This is a genomic window from Streptomyces sp. NPDC037401, assembly GCF_055602345.1.
This window is the reverse complement of sequence record NZ_JBVJWO010000005.1, coordinates 83,828-100,402: the sequence shown is the minus strand read 5'-3', so window position 1 is coordinate 100,402 and position 16,575 is coordinate 83,828. Positions and strand designations below refer to the sequence as shown.

The 16,575-nt window shown below is 72.7% G+C and carries 10 protein-coding genes; 3 read left to right on the top strand and 7 right to left on the bottom strand.

What is annotated here, in order from left to right; genetic code table 11:
* Window positions 1-173 precede the first annotated feature (173 nt).
* Window positions 174-377 carry a cold-shock protein gene (locus ACZ7H1_RS06100; protein WP_008738468.1) on the top strand — a complete coding sequence of 68 codons (204 nt, stop codon included), beginning with the start codon at window positions 174-176 and terminating at the stop codon, window positions 375-377.
* A gap of 265 nt (window positions 378-642) precedes the next feature.
* On the opposite strand, the gene ACZ7H1_RS06095 is transcribed toward ACZ7H1_RS06100, so the two are convergent.
* The 4 genes from ACZ7H1_RS06095 to ACZ7H1_RS06080 all read right to left on the bottom strand — a co-directional run bounded on the left by ACZ7H1_RS06095 (window position 643) and on the right by ACZ7H1_RS06080 (window position 11,163).
* Window positions 643-2,289: a lytic transglycosylase domain-containing protein gene (locus ACZ7H1_RS06095; protein WP_470784165.1), complete on the bottom strand. Its 1,647-nt coding sequence runs from the start codon at window positions 2,287-2,289 to the stop codon at window positions 643-645.
* 339 nt (window positions 2,290-2,628) lie between these two features.
* Window positions 2,629-2,955 carry a hypothetical protein gene (locus ACZ7H1_RS06090; RefSeq protein WP_470784163.1) on the bottom strand — a complete coding sequence of 109 codons (327 nt, stop codon included), beginning with the start codon at window positions 2,953-2,955 and terminating at the stop codon, window positions 2,629-2,631.
* A 25-nt stretch (window positions 2,956-2,980) separates the two neighbouring features.
* Window positions 2,981-9,151 carry a DNRLRE domain-containing protein gene (locus ACZ7H1_RS06085; RefSeq protein ID WP_470784437.1) on the bottom strand — a complete coding sequence of 2,057 codons (6,171 nt, stop codon included), beginning with the start codon at window positions 9,149-9,151 and terminating at the stop codon, window positions 2,981-2,983.
* Window positions 9,152-9,525: 374 nt separating this feature from the next.
* Window positions 9,526-11,163: an AMP-dependent synthetase/ligase gene (locus ACZ7H1_RS06080; protein ID WP_470784162.1), complete on the bottom strand. Its 1,638-nt coding sequence runs from the start codon at window positions 11,161-11,163 to the stop codon at window positions 9,526-9,528.
* 135 nt (window positions 11,164-11,298) lie between these two features.
* On the opposite strand from ACZ7H1_RS06080, the gene ACZ7H1_RS06075 reads away from it, so the two are divergent.
* Window positions 11,299-12,333: an AraC family transcriptional regulator gene (locus ACZ7H1_RS06075; RefSeq protein WP_470784160.1), complete on the top strand. Its 1,035-nt coding sequence runs from the start codon at window positions 11,299-11,301 to the stop codon at window positions 12,331-12,333.
* 87 nt (window positions 12,334-12,420) lie between these two features.
* A complete protein-coding gene (locus tag ACZ7H1_RS06070) occupies window positions 12,421-13,641 on the top strand; it encodes a lipase family protein (protein WP_470784158.1) in 1,221 nt (406 codons plus the stop codon).
* Window positions 13,642-13,693: 52 nt separating this feature from the next.
* Here the strand turns inward: ACZ7H1_RS06070 and ACZ7H1_RS06065 are convergent, their stop codons facing one another.
* The 3 genes from ACZ7H1_RS06065 to ACZ7H1_RS06055 all read right to left on the bottom strand — a co-directional run bounded on the left by ACZ7H1_RS06065 (window position 13,694) and on the right by ACZ7H1_RS06055 (window position 16,533).
* Window positions 13,694-15,247 carry an alpha/beta hydrolase gene (locus ACZ7H1_RS06065; protein WP_470784157.1) on the bottom strand — a complete coding sequence of 518 codons (1,554 nt, stop codon included), beginning with the start codon at window positions 15,245-15,247 and terminating at the stop codon, window positions 13,694-13,696.
* 66 nt (window positions 15,248-15,313) lie between these two features.
* Window positions 15,314-15,445 carry a hypothetical protein gene (locus ACZ7H1_RS06060; RefSeq protein WP_470784155.1) on the bottom strand — a complete coding sequence of 44 codons (132 nt, stop codon included), beginning with the start codon at window positions 15,443-15,445 and terminating at the stop codon, window positions 15,314-15,316.
* On the bottom strand, window positions 15,442-16,533 hold the full coding sequence (locus ACZ7H1_RS06055) for a hypothetical protein (protein ID WP_470784154.1): 1,092 nt from the start codon (window positions 16,531-16,533) through the stop codon (window positions 15,442-15,444). Before ACZ7H1_RS06055 ends, ACZ7H1_RS06060 begins: the two co-directional genes overlap by 4 nt.
* Between the last annotated feature and the right edge of the window lie 42 nt (window positions 16,534-16,575).

Genomic DNA, 16,575 nt, shown 5'->3' with positions numbered 1-16,575 from the left:
TGATCTTTCCCTCTGGTCTCGCATGCACTCTGCGTGCTAGGCTCGACGCAAGTTGCAGTTTGGTTTCCCTTGCAGTACAGAGCCTGCGGAGCATGTAACCCGCAGGCTTTTGTAGTTTTCAGACTTCTTAGCAGGTTCTGGAGCAGGGCAACCCTTTGGCCCAAGGAGGGCTTATGGCTACCGGAACCGTGAAGTGGTTCAACGCTGAAAAGGGCTTCGGCTTCATCGCCCAGGACGGCGGCGGCCCGGATGTCTTCGTTCACTACTCCGCGATCAACGCGTCTGGCTTCCGCTCCCTCGAGGAGAACCAGCTGGTGAACTTCGACGTCACGCAGGGCCCGAAGGGTCCGCAGGCGGAGAACGTCACCCCGGCCTAAGTTGCCAGGGCCGGCCGGATCGCGGTCGGAGCGTAGTAGTACTTCAAGTGCAGTACCCAAGGAGCCCTGTCCCGCGCGCAAGCGGGGGCGGGGCTCCTGCCTTTTGTGCGCCGCGCACGCCTCCGCGCGTTCACTTGTCGACCGCCCGCCGGCCGCCCGCCGACCCCCTGCCGACCCGCCGGCCGGTCACCGCACAGCAGTCCGCCCCGGCCGGGGCGGACCACGGACGGGGCGGACGGGTGCAGCGGTCGGGCGCGGACGGCCCTTACGGCTTGGCGGCCTCGGTGGCCGGCGGGGACGGGACCTCGGACGGCTCCAGGACCGGCTGCTCCTTGACCACGAGGTCGACGATCAGCTCCAGGCCCTCCGGGGTGGTCAGGCGCAGGGTGTAGGTGCCGGGGAGGTCGGCGGTGAAGACCTCCGGGAGGACGATCTTGCCGTCGGCGCCGGACGGGGCCAGGGCCAGCGTGCGGATCGCCTTGCCGTCCTTGTCCATGAAGTACGGACCGGTCTCGGCCGGGACCCAGGCGGCCTTGCCGTCCTTGATCTCCTTCTTGACCATGGCGGCCGTGACGACGGTGCCCGCCACCGGCTTGCCCTTGGCCTTCGCGAGCAGTTCCAGCGGCTCGGCGAAGCTGCCGCCGGCGACCGCCTCGAGCGCCTTGTCCCCGATGCGCAGCAGCGAGTCCGCCTTGGGCACGGGCTTCGGGGTCACGACGCCCGTGAACTTCACGGTGAACTCGCGGGTGCCGTACAGGGTGGCGCGGAGGGTGAAGGAGCCGGTCTTGGCGCCGGCCTTCTCGCCCGCCTTGAGCGCCGGGGCGGTCGCGATGCCCGAGGCGTCGGTCCGTACCACCGCGTGGTTCTTGCCGGTGGCCGCGAACAGGGTGCCGGAGGTGTCGCCCTCGATCTCGAAGACGACGACCTCGCGGACGGCGGGCTTGCCGTTGCTCAGCTTGGCCTTCGCCTGGGGGGCCACGGCGAACGCCGAGCCCGCCTCGGCCGTGAGCGTCTGCTCGCCCAGCCGCTCCAGACCGGAGACGGTCGCGGGCGGCGGGGTCGGCTTGACCGGCGGGACCGGCGGGGTGGGCCGGACCGGGGGCGGGGTGGGCCGGGTCGACGGCGGCGGGGTCGGGACCACCGGCGGGGTGGGAACGATGGTGGGCGGCTGCGGGACCGGGTTGGGCACGGCCGGCGGGTTGGGGACCGCGGCCCCGCCCTTCTGGTACTGCCGCATCCAGCCGAGCACGGTGTTCACGTACTCGCGCGAGTTGTTGTAGCTGAGGACGGCCTTGTCCAGGTCCGCCGCGGACGTCAGGTCGCGGTCGCCCGCGCACAGGTACAGGCCGGCGCCCAGCGCGGCGTCGTAGATGTTGTTCGGGTTGCGTTCGTTGTCGCCGTTGCCGTCGGCGCCCCACGTCGCCCAGGTGGACGGGATGAACTGCATCGGGCCGATGGCCCGGTCGTACTCCTTGTCGGAGTCCCACTGGCCCTTGTCGGTGTCGACGATCTTCGCGAAGCCGTTGCCGTCGAGGCGCGGGCCGCGGATCGGCTTCTCCGTGGAGCCGTCCGTCTTGAGCCCGTAGCCGGAGGCGTGCACCGACTCCACGCGGCCGATGCCGGCCAGCAGCTCCCAGGGCAGGTGGCAGCCGGGCAGGGCCGCGGCGACCGAGGTCGAGGCGCGCCTGTACGCGTCGAGGGCGGTTCCGGGTATGCCCGTGGACCCCTCGGGCGCACCCTGGGCCGGCGGCGGGTCGGCCACCAGGTCCGGCAGCTCGAGGCGGGCGTTGCCGCGGTCCTGGGCCTGGGGGCTGTCGCCGGTCGGTTCGGACTCGCCCGCGTCGGCGGTGGGCGTGTTGCCCACGACGGCGGCGGTCGTCAGGCTGGCCGCGAGCGCGGCGGTGCACAGCACCTTGCGGGATGTACTGACGAGGTGACGGTGAAGAGGCTTCACTGTGGTGGGGTCCCCCCGGACGAAGTGCGGGGGTGTCGCCCCCCAAGACGGACCAGGCCGGTCGTGCCGTGAATATCCACTGTCTATCAGGTATTCGACGGCGACTCGCCGTCCCCCCTCCCTATCTGATGCGTTGTTCGACCGCGAGGTCAACGTCCGAACGGGCAAGAACCGTAGCCCCCGCCCGATTTGATGCAATAGACCCGATACGCACCCCACGGCGGCCGCGCCGGTGACGCGCACACGGCAGTGGCCCCGGCATCGGGTGCCGGGGCCACTGCGCGCGTTGACCGGTCGCTAGTTCCAGCCGGTCGCCGCGCGGATCAGGTCGCGCTCCTCCGGCGTGGGCGGGCGGAACTCCAGCCGCTCGCCGTACCAGTCGAGCACTCCGCTGCGGAGCTCGGCCGCCAGTTCGTCCAGTTCGTCGGTCTCGAACATGTCGTTCGCGTCCGCCGGACGTCCGGGCGCCTCCGTCTGGAAGAGGTAGACCTGGATGTAGTCCCCGGTCTCCCCTCCTCGGCCGTAGGTGAGTTCGTCCGCGGCGATGCGCACGTAGAACGGGCGCCCCCCGGCGTCCTGGCCGATGCCCAGGATGCCGTCCAGGTCCGCGTATTCCTTGCTCATGCGCATGCCTTCCTCAGGGAGCCGGTCACCAGAACCAGCGGCGACTGCTGTGGTACACGTGGTAGTTATTCTTCCACTTGCCCTTCTTTGTCCGCCATTGGTAGTTGGACTTGCGGTGGCCGTCCGACTTGCGCTCGGCGGCCCGCCACTGGCGCATGCCGTTCTTGGAGATCCGGCCACGGCCACCGGCCTTGGTGCCGAAGGTCCTCGAACCGCGGCCGACCCACATGCGTCCGGCCAGCCACGAGGTGGCACGGCTGGCGCGCATGCCGCCGTCCATGCCCTTCGCGGCGCGCGCGACGCGCACGATCCGGTAGGCCCGGTAGGCCCAGGCCGCGGCGCCGAGACCGGGGACGAAGCCCACCGCGGTGAGCGCGATGTTCCACTTGTTGCGCTTGGTCCACTTCCAGACCTTGCCCCAGAACCTGCCGTCCAGGTCGTACACGTTGACCGGGTCGGCGGGGTAGCCGTACGCGTTGTCGCCGCCGCCGTACACCGGGTCCAGCGACAGGAACCTGCCGGTGGCCGGGTTGTAGAGGCGGACGCCCATGAGGGTGAGGCCGGTGAGGGTCTCGGTGGAGCGCTGCTTGGCGCCGAGCCAGTTGTAGCGGGTGGCGGCCTGTCCGGCGCGCGGGTTGCCGTACTCGTCGGCGTCCAGCGCCACCGGCGGCTTGGAGACGTCCAGCGGGAGCTGGAGCGCGACGTCACCGTGGATGGTGGTGAGCTGGAGGACCGTGTCGCCGGTCTTGCTGGTGGTGGCGGCCAGGTCGCCGGAGGCGGACTCGATGTTGCGGGTCAGCGCACCGGTGGCGGTGTCCTCGACGATCCAGCGCGGGTTGTCCTCGTCGCTGTCGTAGTGGTTGAGCTTGGAGCCGGTCTGGGTCCAGGTGGAGCCGCTGCCGGTCTCGGTCTTCCAGGAGCGGAAGCGCAGCGCGGCGTCGAGCTGCCAGGTCTGGCGCTTGCCGCCCGCGGTCTGCTGGTACGCCAGGTCGTTGGCGTAGTACGACAGCGTGCTGCCCGGCAGCGCGGTGGTGCGGCCGAACGCGTCGTACGTGTAGCCGGCGTCGACCAGGCGGTCACCGCTGTCGTACGTGTGGGTGGTGGTGGTGCCTCCGGTGGTGGGGCAGTCGGCGCCGGGGGTGCCGGCGGCGCTGGTCAGGGTCTTGCGGTTGGCACGGCCGTCGAACGTGTACGTCCGCTTGGTGCAGACGGTGTCCGCGATGTCCTCGACCGCCGTGAGGCGGCCGGTGGCGTCGTAGCCGTAGTCCTGGCCGGACCAGCCGGCGTGCGTGGTGACCTGGCCGTGGATCGACTCGGCGACACTGTCGGAGTAGACCGTGGCGCCGTCGCTGTCGCGGGTGTAGGTCCGCTTCAGAGCCGCGCCGGTGGTGTCCTCGTCGACGGTGACGGTGTAACCGCCGGGCAGCTTCTCGGAGCTGACCGAGCCGTCGGCGTCGTAGGTGGGCTGGAAGGCACCGGCGACGGAGTCGGTGGTCTTCGTGGCCAGGCCGCGCGGTTCGACCGCGTGGTCGTACGTGAACGTCAGCGTGGACGGCGCGCTGTCGGTGGTCTTGACCGGGCGGTCGAGCAGGTCGTACTCGGTGGTCGTGACACCGCCGTCGGCGTCGGTGTAGGAGGTCTGGCGGCCGAGCTTGTCGAACGCCTTGGTGATGGTGCCGCCGGTCGGCGAGACGGCCTTCACGGCCTTGCCGGTGGCGGGGTCGTACTCGGTGGTCGCCTCGGGCACGGCCTGGCCGGTACCGCCGGAGATGACCACCTTGGTGCTGCGGCCGGCCGCGTCGTAGGTGGTCGTGGTGGTGCGGGTGACGCCGTTGGCCGTGTCGACGAGCTTGGCGTTGTTGCCCCACCAGTCGTACTCGGTGGTGGTGGTCGGCAGCTGCGACGGGTTGGACCCGCCACCGGTGACCGCACCCGCCGGGCCGGTGGAGCACACCAGGTCGGCCCACTCGGGACGGCCCTGGCAGGTGCCGGTGCCGGTCGCCGACCAGTACGTGGTCACGCGGGTGCCCGCGTCCGTGCCGGTCGCACCGGGCAGCAGCTGCTTGGTGATGCGGCCCTGCGCGTCGTACTCGGTCGTCGTGGTGATCGCGAGACCGCCCGGGTCCTTGACCGCCTGGGTGGGCACGCCCTTGGCCCAGTCGAAGACCGTCTGCGTGGTGCGGCCCTCGCCGAGGACGGTCGGGTGCTCGCGCACCTGCGCACCGGTGGTGGTCTTGGTGACCTGGTCCTTGACCTTGGCGGTGCCGTCGGTGGGACGGCCCGCGTCGTACTCGTTGACCGTCCAGGTCCGGGCGGTGACGGAGCTGCCGACCGGAACGAGCACGGTGGAGCCGGACTTGAGGTCGGCCGTCAGGTCGATCCGCCGCAGCGGGCCGAACTCCTCCAGTTCCCGGGTGCCCTTCTCGTCGTAGACGGAACGGGTGTCCAGGAGGTCCGCCCGGTCGGCGCCGGCGAGCTGGGCGATGCCCAGGTCGGCCTGCGTGGCGCGGTCGGCGGCGGTGATGCCGAGGGCGACGCCGCGGTTGGCGGCCGACAGCTCGCGGACGGTGTTGCCGAAGCGGTCGTACTCCGTGGTGGAGATGTGCCCGCCCGGGTTCGCGCTGTTGACCGACCGCCCGGAGACACCCAGGTACGTGATGTCGGCCCGGGTGTACGCACTGCCGGTGAGCGCGTCACCGGTGTGGGAGGAGGGGACGGAGTCGGCCGGGAAGACGGCGGTCGCGTCGGTCGGGGCGTCCGTCTGGCCCCAGGCCTTCACGTCGGCCGCGCCCATGGCGTACGGCGCGTTGGCGCCGGTCAGCGGGACGTCGTAGACGACCGAGCTGGACGCGGTGCCCTGCTCCACGTCCTTGGTGCCCTGCTGCAGACCGGAGCGGGACACCTTGAGCAGCATGCCCGGACCGGCGGTGGCGGCGTTGCCCGCCTGGCCGTACGTGAACGACCAGGGCAGCTCGCCCGGCGGGGTCAGGCCGGTGACCCGGCCCGCCGTGTCGTAGTCGTAGGCGGTCTTCAGCGCGGGGCTGATGAGCGGGCTCCAGGCCTCACGCAGGCGGCTGGAGCCGTCGTACAGGTACTTCTGCACGGACTTGAAGGTGGCCGCGGCGGCACCGGGCTCGGTGGACCACAGCCGGATCTCCTTCACCTGGCCGTCCACGTCGCCGAAGACCGCGTCGGTCGCCGTGGTCGCGGTGCCGTAGACGAACTCCAGCGCGCGGCAGCCCTTGGTCGCGGGGTCCGCGGTGCAGGCGGCGGCGCTGGCGGCGGAGGTGGGGGCGATGACCCGCTTGGGGCGGGACAGCTTCTCGGTGCCCGCGGTCACGGTCTCGGAGACCACCGTGACGGCCGAGTTGGCCAGACCGTCCAGCAGGGTGGACGAGACCTGCCAGGTGGTGGCTGCCGCGTCGGCCTTCGTGAAGGTGGTGACCGTGCCCTCGGAGTCGGAGAGCGTGAACGACGAGGTCACGCTGCCGGTCAGGATGAGGTCCTGCGCGCCGGGCTCGGGGATCCAGGCGGTCTTCGCCGCGTTGGCGGTGAAGTGCAGCTCGTTGCCCTCGGAGTCGACGACGGCGACGGCCGTGTCGGAGGTCTTGCGCAGGTGCGCGTACTCGGAATCGGTGGCTTCGGCCGCTGTGCCGGAGACCCACTCCTTGCCGAAGATCGCGGCCTGGCCGGCCTGCTTGCTCGCCTTCAGGGGGTCGCGCGAGGACGCTGCACGGGTGACGGACAGGCCGAAGGCCGACATGTCGGTGGCCGACAGGCCGAAGTCGCCGGTGAGCAGGTTCAGGGAACCCGGGCCGACCTCGTCGGTCGCGGCGCCGGAGGCGTTGCGGTCGACGATGACGGTGAGGGGCTGGGTAGCGCCGGTGGCGAGGTTCGGGCCGGTGAAGTCGGCCTTGATCTGGACCGTGCCGTCGGGGTTGACGGTGTCGGTGGTGTTCCAGACCAGCGGCGTGTTCTGGCCGCCGGTCATCGGGACGGGCCACGCGGTGAGCGGGGTGCCGCCGGCGGTGACGTCACCGGCCGGGATGGCCACCCAGGGGTCGGCCTCGGAACGACGCCAGGAGAAGGAGACGCTGTTGAACTTGGCGCCGTCCGCCTCCGCGACCAGCGGCAGGCGGCGGGCGGTGCGCTCGCCGCTCGCGGGCTGGAGGAAGCCGCCGGGGCCGGCGTGGAAGGTGTACTCGATCGCCTCGGACTTGTTGTCCGCCTTGTCGACCGCGCGGACCTGGAGGGTGTGGGTGCCGTCCTTGGGCGGGGCGATGGAGATCGCCTTCGCGCCCGCGGCGCCGCCCGTGGCCACCTTGGTCCAGGTCACGCCGTCGAGGGACCACTCGAGCCAGTTGTGGTCGGCGGCCGGCGGGGTCACGTTGAAGACGCCCGCCTGGCCCGCGCCCTTGACCCACGAGGCGGACGGATAGTCCGTCGACGTGATGCCGGTGGGGGCGGAGGGGGCGGAGGTGTCGACCGTGAAGGTCTTCTCGGCCGACCAGCCCAGGTTGTAGTGGGTGCCGTCGTACGGGGACGTACGGAAGCGGTACGTCTTGCCGTTGGTCAGCACACCCGCCGGAACGGTCACCGGGGCCGGCTGGCCGGAGGGCACGAACGCCGACCGCAGCACGTCACCGACCTGCGCGTTCGTGGCGTTGTCGAAGATCTGGAACGCGCCCTGGACCTTGTCGCCGTTCACATCGACGAACGTGTCGCGCAGGGTCGGGGTCACCGTGTTGACGACGTAGGCGCCGCCGTAGGAGAAGAAGGGGGCGCCGGCCTCCTGCTTCGTACCCGTCCGCGGGCGGTAGTTGTACGTCACCGTGAGCTTGGGCGGGTTCGAGGCGGCGTTGGCGGAGTTGACCCGCTTCCACTCCTTGACGTCCAGCTCGTCCGTGGCGCGCAGGCCCATGCCCGAGTGCGCCCACTTGTTGTTGGACCAGTGCTGCACCAGGTTCGTGACGTTGGCGTTGATCCAGCCGTCGGCGGTGCAGGCCGTGTTGCCCTTGGTCTCCGTGGAGGTGGCCATCTTGGTGACCATCGAGGGCTGGTTCGTCCAGCGCGAGGATGTGGAGGCGTTGTTGGCCGTCCACGCCTCCCACGGCTGGGCCGAGCAGTCGGTGTTGCCCGAGTGGAAGTTCCACAGCGAGAGCGTCGCGCTGGAGATCAGCGCGTCGGCGACCGGCGCGGTGTTCCAGGTGATGAAGGAACGGGCCGTGCGCCAGGTGCCGTCGGCGTTCTTGGTGCCCGGGTTGCCGAGGTCGAGCTCGGTGTCGTTGGACCAGTCGACGGTCTCGCCCTGCTGGACGTAGGTGTCGAAGAGGTTCCCCAGCGTCGAGGTCGACGGGTCGACGGTGACCGGGTACTTCGTCGCAGGGTCGGCGAGGAACTTCGCGTCCGGGGTGATGACCAGGTCCACGCCGCCCTTGGTCTTGACGACCTTCATGGCGACCTTGGCCCGGCGGGTGTGCTCGCCGGAGACCTTGTCGACCGTCGCGTCCCACATCACGGGCGCGGGCATGGTCGCGGTCTTCTTCGACTTCTTGTCGGTGAAGAGGACGCTGCCGTCGGCCTGGGGCTGAACCTTCAGACCCTTGGTCTTCAGCGGCAGCGTGTACGAGAAGCCCTCGGCGGGCCGCGCCTTGACCTCGACGAACTGCTCGAACCCGGTACGGGTGGCCTCGACGACCACGTCGGCACCCGGAACCGCGTTCACGTACGTCGCACGCGTGCCGTCGACCTCGGGCGCCGGCAGGCCGCCGCGCCACTGGAGCGTGATGGCGTCCTCACCGCTGCCCAGCGTCACCAGGTCGGTGGCCGGGGCGGCCTGCGCCGCCTTCAGCGAAGCGGCCTTCGCGCCGGTCTTGCCCGCCAGCCTCAGGCCCTGCGGGTGGGACTTGGCGTACACGGTGCCGTTGGCGGCAGTGGCCAGGCCGACGTCGACGCCCCGCCACTCACCCGTGGCCGGGTCGCGGAAGCGGATCGGACCGGCGGCTATCTCGGAGGTGAGCGAACCGTCCTTGTTCACCCACGTCGTCGAGGTCTCCGTACGCTCCGACAGCGCCTCGACCCGCTTGCCCGACAGTCGCGCAGCCACCCGCGCGGACGGGATGTCCGCCGCCGAGGTGACGCTCGTCTTCTCCGCCTTGGCGGCCGCGGCCGCCACGGCCTTGGACTCTGCCGCCATCGCGGCGCTGGTGCCGTCCAGCAGCGTGACGCCCAGGGCCAGGACGAGTCCGCCTGCGATGTGCCGCAGGCTCCTCCCGGTCCAGGGCCGTCCACGCTCCTCCGGAGCGGGTACGTGTATCTCCATGCTTCCCCGGTCTCTTGTTCCTGCGTTTGCCGACGCACCGCAGAACGCGGCGCGAGAGCGAACGTAATCGAGATCAAAAAGCCCAAAGGGGATCAAGATCACAGAACGGGAATCTTAAGTTCCGAATGGAATACATGATTCCGGTCACACCTCCGGGGAGGCCGCGGCTGACGGACCGGCATACAGTTCCTCGATCTGCGCCGCGTACCGCTCGGCCACCACCGAGCGGCGCAGCTTCAGCGTCGGGGTCAGGGTGCCGTGAAGTCGCCGGGCAGGATACGGAAGGCACGTATCCGGGCAGGCCGGGACAAGGTCCCGTTCGCCTCCTCCACCGCCGCCCCGATCAGCGCCCGCACCCGCGGGTGGCACTCCGGGGAGGGCCCCGGATCCACGCCCTCGCGGGCGGCCCAGCCCGCGACCTCCCCGGCGTCCAGGGTGATCAGGGCGACGGGGTGCGGGCGGCGGTCGCCGATCATGACGGCCCGGGAGACCCAGCGGGAGCGCTGGAGCGCGAACTCGGTCTCGGACGGGCTGAGGTTCTTGCCCGCCGACGTGATGATCAGTTCCTTCTTGCGGCCGGTGATGTGCAGGTAGCCGTCCGCGTCGAGGGCGCCCAGGTCTCCGGTGCGCAGCCAGCCGCCGGCCGCGAGCGCCTCCGCTGATGCGGCGTCGTTCGCGTGGTAGCCGGGGAAGACCATCGGGCCGCGCGCCAGCACCTCCCCGTCCTCGGCGATCCGCACCTCGCAGCCCGGGACCGGGCGGCCCACCGAGCCGTACCGGACCGCGGCCGGATGGTTGAGGCTGATCACCCCGCCCGACTCGGTCATGCCGTACCCCTCGAACACCGCGATGCCGCAGGCCCGCAGGAAGCCGAGGGTGGCCGGGGCGATCGGGGCACCGCCCGTCAGTGCCCACCGCAGCCGGCCCCCGAAAGCACCGCGGACCGGCCCGTACAGGCTCTGCTCCGCGGCCTCCCAGGCGGCGCGCGAGGATGCCGGCAGCCGGCCCTCCGCGGCCAGGATCCCGAGCCGCACCGCCTCCTCGAACCGCTCGCGGCCGCCCTCCTGCGACTCCGCGAGCGAGCGGACCATCTCGTGCACCTTCTCGAACAGCCGCGGTACGGAAGGCAGATGGGTGGGCCGGGCCTCGGCCAGCTCCGCCACCACGTCCTCGATCCGGCCGCCGAAGTAGCACAGCTCCCCGCCCTCCAGCAGGGTCGTGAACTCGATCAGCTGGGCGAGCAGGTGGGCCAGCGGCAGGTACAGGTACGTCGAGTCGCCCGGCCCGCCCCTGACGAGCGGAAGCGTCGCGTCCTGGACCGCGCCCAGGTTGCCGTGGGTGAGCCGGCACCCCTTGGGCATACCGGTCGTCCCCGAGGTGTAGACGATCGAGGCGTCCGCACCCGGCAGGACCGCCTCCGCCCGGGCCGCGAGCGCTTCCGGCGGCGCCCCCGGCAGGCTCCCCACCTCGTCCAGCAGCACCACCCGGCGCAGCTTCGGAAGCCGCCCCCGCAACCGCTCGACCCGCTCCGCCTGCGCCGCGTCGTCGCAGACCGCCACCACCGCCTCGGAGTCGCCCAGCACCCAGGCCACCTCCTCCTCCCCGGCCGTCGGGTAGACGGGCACCAGCACCGCACCCGCCGCGACCACCCCGAAGTGCGCGTACGTCCACTCCGGCCGGGTCTCCGCCAGCACCGCGACCCGCTCCCCCGCAGCGACCCCCAGGCCGAGCAGGGCGCGGCCCACCGCCCGTGCGCTGTCGTGCAGTTCGGCGTAGGTGCGGGTCTGCCAGGCGTCCGCGCACCGGAACCGCAGGGCGGTCTCCGGGCCGTACCGCTGGGCCGCCCATGCGGTGAACACCGCCAGGGTCCGAGGCCGTACATTCATCGCTTGCCCTCCCGGGGATCGGTGCGTGCGTCCGGTGCGTGCGTACCGACGCTAGGCAGCCGCCGCGCCCGCGCGTCATGACCGGAAGCGTCACCCCCGCTGACCCCAGCGCTCATTGGGGCTACCGTCGGTCCCATGGGAAGGCGGACGATCACCGTGCACCATGTGCGCGCCGTGCTGGCGGGCGCGCGCCGCAGCGGGCTCGACGTCGTGCCGATGCTCCAGGAGGCGCAGATCCCGCCTCTGCTCCTCGGGGACGACCGGGCCCGGGTGACGGCCGCGCAGTTCGCCCGGCTGTTCCGGGGGCTGTACCGGGCCACGCAGGACGAGTTCCTGGGGCTGAGCAGCGAGCCGAGCAGGCCGGGCACCTTCGCGATGATGTGCTACGCCTCGCTGGGCTGCCGGGACCTGGGGGCGGCCGTCGAGCGCGGCACGGCCTTCTACCGCCTCTTCCCCGGCGGGCCCGACCTCGCGCTCGAAACGGCCGGCGGCCAGGCGCGGTTCACGGTCCGCGGCGAACTCGCCGGGGACGAGGAGCGCTTCCTGACCGAGTGCGTCCTCGTCATCTGGCACCGGCTGTGCAGCTGGCTCGTCGGGCGCCGGATCCCGCTGGCGTACGCGGCCTTCGCCTATCCGCCGCCCCCGCACGAGAACGAGTACGAGGTGCTCTTCGACTGCCCGGTGCGCTTCGGGGAGCCGCGCACCGGCGCCGCCTTCGACGCGCGCTGGCTGGCGGCGCCGCTCGTACGGGACGAGGCCGCGCTCGAGACGATGCTGCGGCGCGCCCCCTTCGACCTGCTCGCGCGCCCGGAGTACGGGACGACGGTCGCGGAGCAGGTGCGGCGGGCGCTGGTACGGCAGTTGCAGGTCTCTCCGCGGCTGCCGGCGCTCGGCGAGGTCGCGGCCCGGCTCGCGGTCAGCCCGGCGACGCTGCGGCGGCGGCTCCAGGAGGAGGGGACGTCCTTCCAGCAGCTCAAGGACCACGTGCGGCGGGACGCGGCGATCGCGGGGCTGGTGGAGAGCCGGGAGCCGATCGCAGAACTGGCGGCGCGGCTCGGCTTCTCCGAGGACACGGCCTTCCACCGGGCGTTCCGGCGGTGGACGGGCACGACGCCCGGCGTGTACCGGATGAGCTGCCTGCCGCGTGCGAGCCGGGGCCAGCAAAGCTGAGCTGTGCGGTCAACGACCTTCCTACCGGCCGGTCACTACGGTCTCCTCACCTGTTCCCCCCACCGGAACCCCTGGGAGAGCCGCCCCATGCGCATCCGCAGCAGCCACCTCGGCACCCGTCCCGGCACCGATCCCGGAATCCGCCCCGGCACCCCCCGGAGCGCCCGCCGCGGCCGGGCCGTCACCGCCGCGGCCGTTCTGGCCCTGGCGGCCGCCGTGCCCGCCGGCACGGCGACCGCGTCCGGCACCGCGTCCCCCGGCGACCTGGTCTCCACCGCCCCCTCGGCCTTCCACCCGTTGCCCGGCCAGTGGACGAACACCCGGGCCTGGAAGATCCACTACCGGTCGACCGCGGCGGACGGACAGCCCAACGTCGTCTCCGGCACGGTGATCGTCCCCCAGGACGGCCGCACCGGCCCCCGCCCCCTGATCGCCTACGCCGTCGGCACGGTCGGCATGGGCGACTCCTGCGCGCCGAGCAACAACCTCCCGTACGGCACGGCCATGGAGGCCAACCTCATCCAGCAGCTGACCCTGCGCGGCTGGGCCGTCGTCGTCACCGACTACGAGGGCCTCGGCACCCCCGGCGTGCACACGTACACCGTCGGGCCCTCCGCCGGGCACGCCGTGCTCGACGCGGCGCGCGCCGCGCAGCGGCTGCCCGCGACCGGGCTGTCCGCGGACGGACCGGTCGGCATCATGGGCTACTCGCAGGGCGGGCAGGCCGCGGGCTGGGCCGCCGAACTGCACGGCTCGTACGCGCCCGAGCTGAAGGTGAAGGGCACGGCGGCCGGCGGGGTCCCGGCCGACCTGATGCGGGTCGCGGACTTCAACGACGGCTCGTACGGCTCCGGCCTGATCTTCATGGCGGCGGCCGGTCAGGACGCGGCCTTCCCCGAGCTCGCCCTCGACTCGTACCTCAACCCGGCCGGGAAGGCGCTCGTCGGCTTCTTCAAGGAGCACTGCGTCGCGATCGACGCGACGGTCGGCTCGTTCAAGCGGATCTCCGACCTGACCACCTCGAACCCGCTGGAACGGGCCGACTGGCAGGCCCGGCTGAACCAGTCGAGGCTCGGCCGCACCGCGCCCGCCGCACCCGTGTACCAGTACCACGCGCTGGGCGACGAGCTGATCCCTTACCCGGTCGGCAGGCAGCTGCGCAGCGACTGGTGCGCGCGGGGCGCGGCGGTCGAGTGGGAGACCATCTGGGTCGGCGAGCACGTCAGCGGTGTGATCACGGAGTCCGTGGCGGCGGGCAACTGGCTCGCGGACCGGTTCGCGGGCCGCGCGGAGAACGGCAACTGCTGAGCAGGACAGGATCTTCGGCGCGGTCCTCGGCGCGCCTCCCGTCCCACCGGGGTCACTCCCCGGCGGGGCAGGAGCGCGTGCCGTCCGGGAGCCGGCCGTCGACGAGGAAGGCGTCGACCCGTTCCCGTACGCAGGCCGAGGCCGGGTACGCGCCGTGCCCCTCGCCCTTGTAGTCCAGCACCACCGCAGAGCCCAGGCGGGCGGCCGTCTCCTCCGTCCAGCGGTACGGGGTGGCCGGGTCGCCGCGCGTGCCGACGAGCAGCATCCGCGGGGCGCCGGGCCGGTCGATCTTCCGGATGAAGTCGGTGCCCCGAGGGCGGCCGTAGCAGGCGAGCACGGTCGCCAGCTGGCGCGGCCCGAAGATCCTCGATGCGGCCGTGAACTCGGCCTCCAAGCCCTCGATGTCCCGCTCGACTGCCTCGGGGTCCTTGCGTTCGGCGCCGCGGTCCGGGTCGTCCGCGCAGTTCACGGCGGCCAGGGCCGCGGCCGCGTTGTCGGCCGGTACCGGGCGGCCGGTGGCCTCGTCGTCGTCGGCCTCGGACGGGGTGAGCGGGCCGCCGAGCTCCAGCAGCCCGACCGGGTCGCCGTCCCGCTCCACCCGCGCGAGCCCGCGCGCCAGTCCCGGCCACATCCGGCGGCTGTACAGGGCCTGGGCGACGATGTCGACGACGTCCTCGCCCGTGAAGTACGAGCCTTCGGGGCCGGTCAGCGGTTCCTCGTCGAGCCGGGTGACCAGGGCGGCCACGCGCTCCTTCGCGGTGCGGGTGTTGGTCCCGTAGACGCAGTCCTCCTGGTGTGCGCACCAGGCCAGGAAGTTGTCCAGGGCCTGCTGCTGGCCCCTGGCCGACACGAGGGCCTGTTCGGCGAGCGGTTCGGTGAGGGTGTCCACGCCGTCGAGGACCATCCGGCCGGTGCGCTTCGGGAACTGCGCCGCGTACACGGCGCCGAGCCGGGTCCCGTAGGAGAAGCCGAGGTAGTTGAGCTTCCGCTCGCCGAGGGCCTGGCGCAGCACGTCCATGTCCCGGGAGACGTTGACCGTGCCGATGTACGGCAGGACCGGGCCGGAATTGCGGGCGCAGCGGTCGACCACGGCGCGCAGGGCGGCGAGCTGGGCGGCCGCGTCCGCGCCGGGGCCGGCGTCGGGCGCCAGGGAGCCGCCGCAGCTGACGGGGGCGCTGCCGCCGATGCCGCGCGGGTCGAAGGTCACGAGGTCGTACGCCTCGCCCAGGTCGGCGAACTCCTTCGCGCCGGCGGCGAGGGTGTCGATGCCGGAGGCACCGGGGCCGCCGAAGTTCAGCACCAGGGAGCCCAGGCGCTTGCCGCCGGTGGCCGGGATCCGGGCGAGGGCGAGCGCGGTGGTGCCCTTGGCGGGGTCGGCGTAGTCGAGGGGGACGGTGAGGGTGCCGCACTGCAGGGACCCGGGGCCGCCGTACGGGCACGCACCCCAGCGGACGTCCTGGCTGTAGAAGCGGGCGAGCTTCTGGTCACCGGGGGCGGGGCCGGGCGACGGCGCGGAGCCGTGGCCGGGCGCGGGCGCTGCGCCGAGGGAGGCCAGCGCGAGGATGCCCGCGCACAGGACGGCGGTACGGGAACGGGACCGGTGCACGGCGCCCTCCTCGGGCCTCGGGCTGCCCCCGGACCACCATAAGTGCCCTGTCCGGCCCTCGCCCGGTCAGCGGAACGACGCGACCACGCCGACCACGCTGACGAGGAACCCGAGCAGGGGCAGCCACCGCTCGGTCCAGCGCCAGAAGGACCCGCGGCCCCCGCCGCTGCCGTCGGGCGCCGGGCCGTCGGCCGTCATCGGAGGGCCGCCGCGGCGATCCGCCGTTCGGTGACCAGCGCGGCCAGCCGCTTGGCCTTGCGCCGCACCCGCTCGCCGCGGCCCTCGGGCGCCCCGGCCCGCGCCGCGGCGTCCGCCCAGGTCAGGCCGGGCCCGCCGGCCGCGTACGCGAGCACGATCGCATGGTCCAGCGGGTCGTCCCGCTCCAGCCGCCGCAGGACCGACAGCAGCCGGGGGTCGCCGATCAGACCGGCGAGCACGGTGTCCTCGGGGCCGGGCACGGTGAGCGAGTCGGCGAGCGTCCCGCGCTCGGGGGACCCGGGGACGCGCGGCTCGGAGAGCAGCCGCACGTGCCGGCCGCCGGTCATCCGCTCCCAGAGCGGTTTCCACCGGGCGACGGCTGCCCGCGCCAGCAGCCGCATCTCGTCCGCGAAGGTCCGGTCGGGCTTGAGCGGACCCCGGTCCCACCCGTCCGACAGCAGCGCCTCGATCACGCCGTCCCGCCACCCGGCGGCGTCGTTCACCCCGAGCCAGGTCCGGGAGAACTCGTCCACGGTCTCGTGGTCCCCGCGCAGCGCCGCGTCCCGCGCGGACCGCGCGGCGGTGTAGGCGCACCGCGCCCACTCGACCACGGCCTCGGGCAGCGCGCGGGGCTTCGGCGCCGCGGTGCGCCCCAACCGCTTGAACTGGAGCACGTGCACGGAACCGGAACCCTGCCACAGCACGTCGACCCACTCGCGGAGCAGTTCGCGGGTGGCCAACGCCTGGGCGCCGGGCCCGGCCACCACCTCGTCGGCCCGGTCCATGCCGTTCCACCAGCGCTGCCACCGCTGGTCCGTCCACTCGGCCGCCAGGTAGGAGGGCAGCAGCTGCCCCCTCCGGTGCAGCGCGCGGGCCCTGTCCTGCCTGCGTGCTTCGCGCAGGTCCGTGATGCGGGCGTCGAGCCGGCCCGCCTCGTGCTCCGTCCACCGGATGGCCGGTACGGCGAGGCAGCTGCGGGGCAGCACGTCCCGCTCCCCGTCCGCCGCTTCGCGCGGCCCCCGCGCCACCTCGTGGCCCGCCCAGGGCGCGCACCGGCTGCGCCCCGCACCCGTGCGGTCGTCGTACATCGCTCACTCCGCTTCTGCTCCGGTGAAGACCTTCCACCTTCA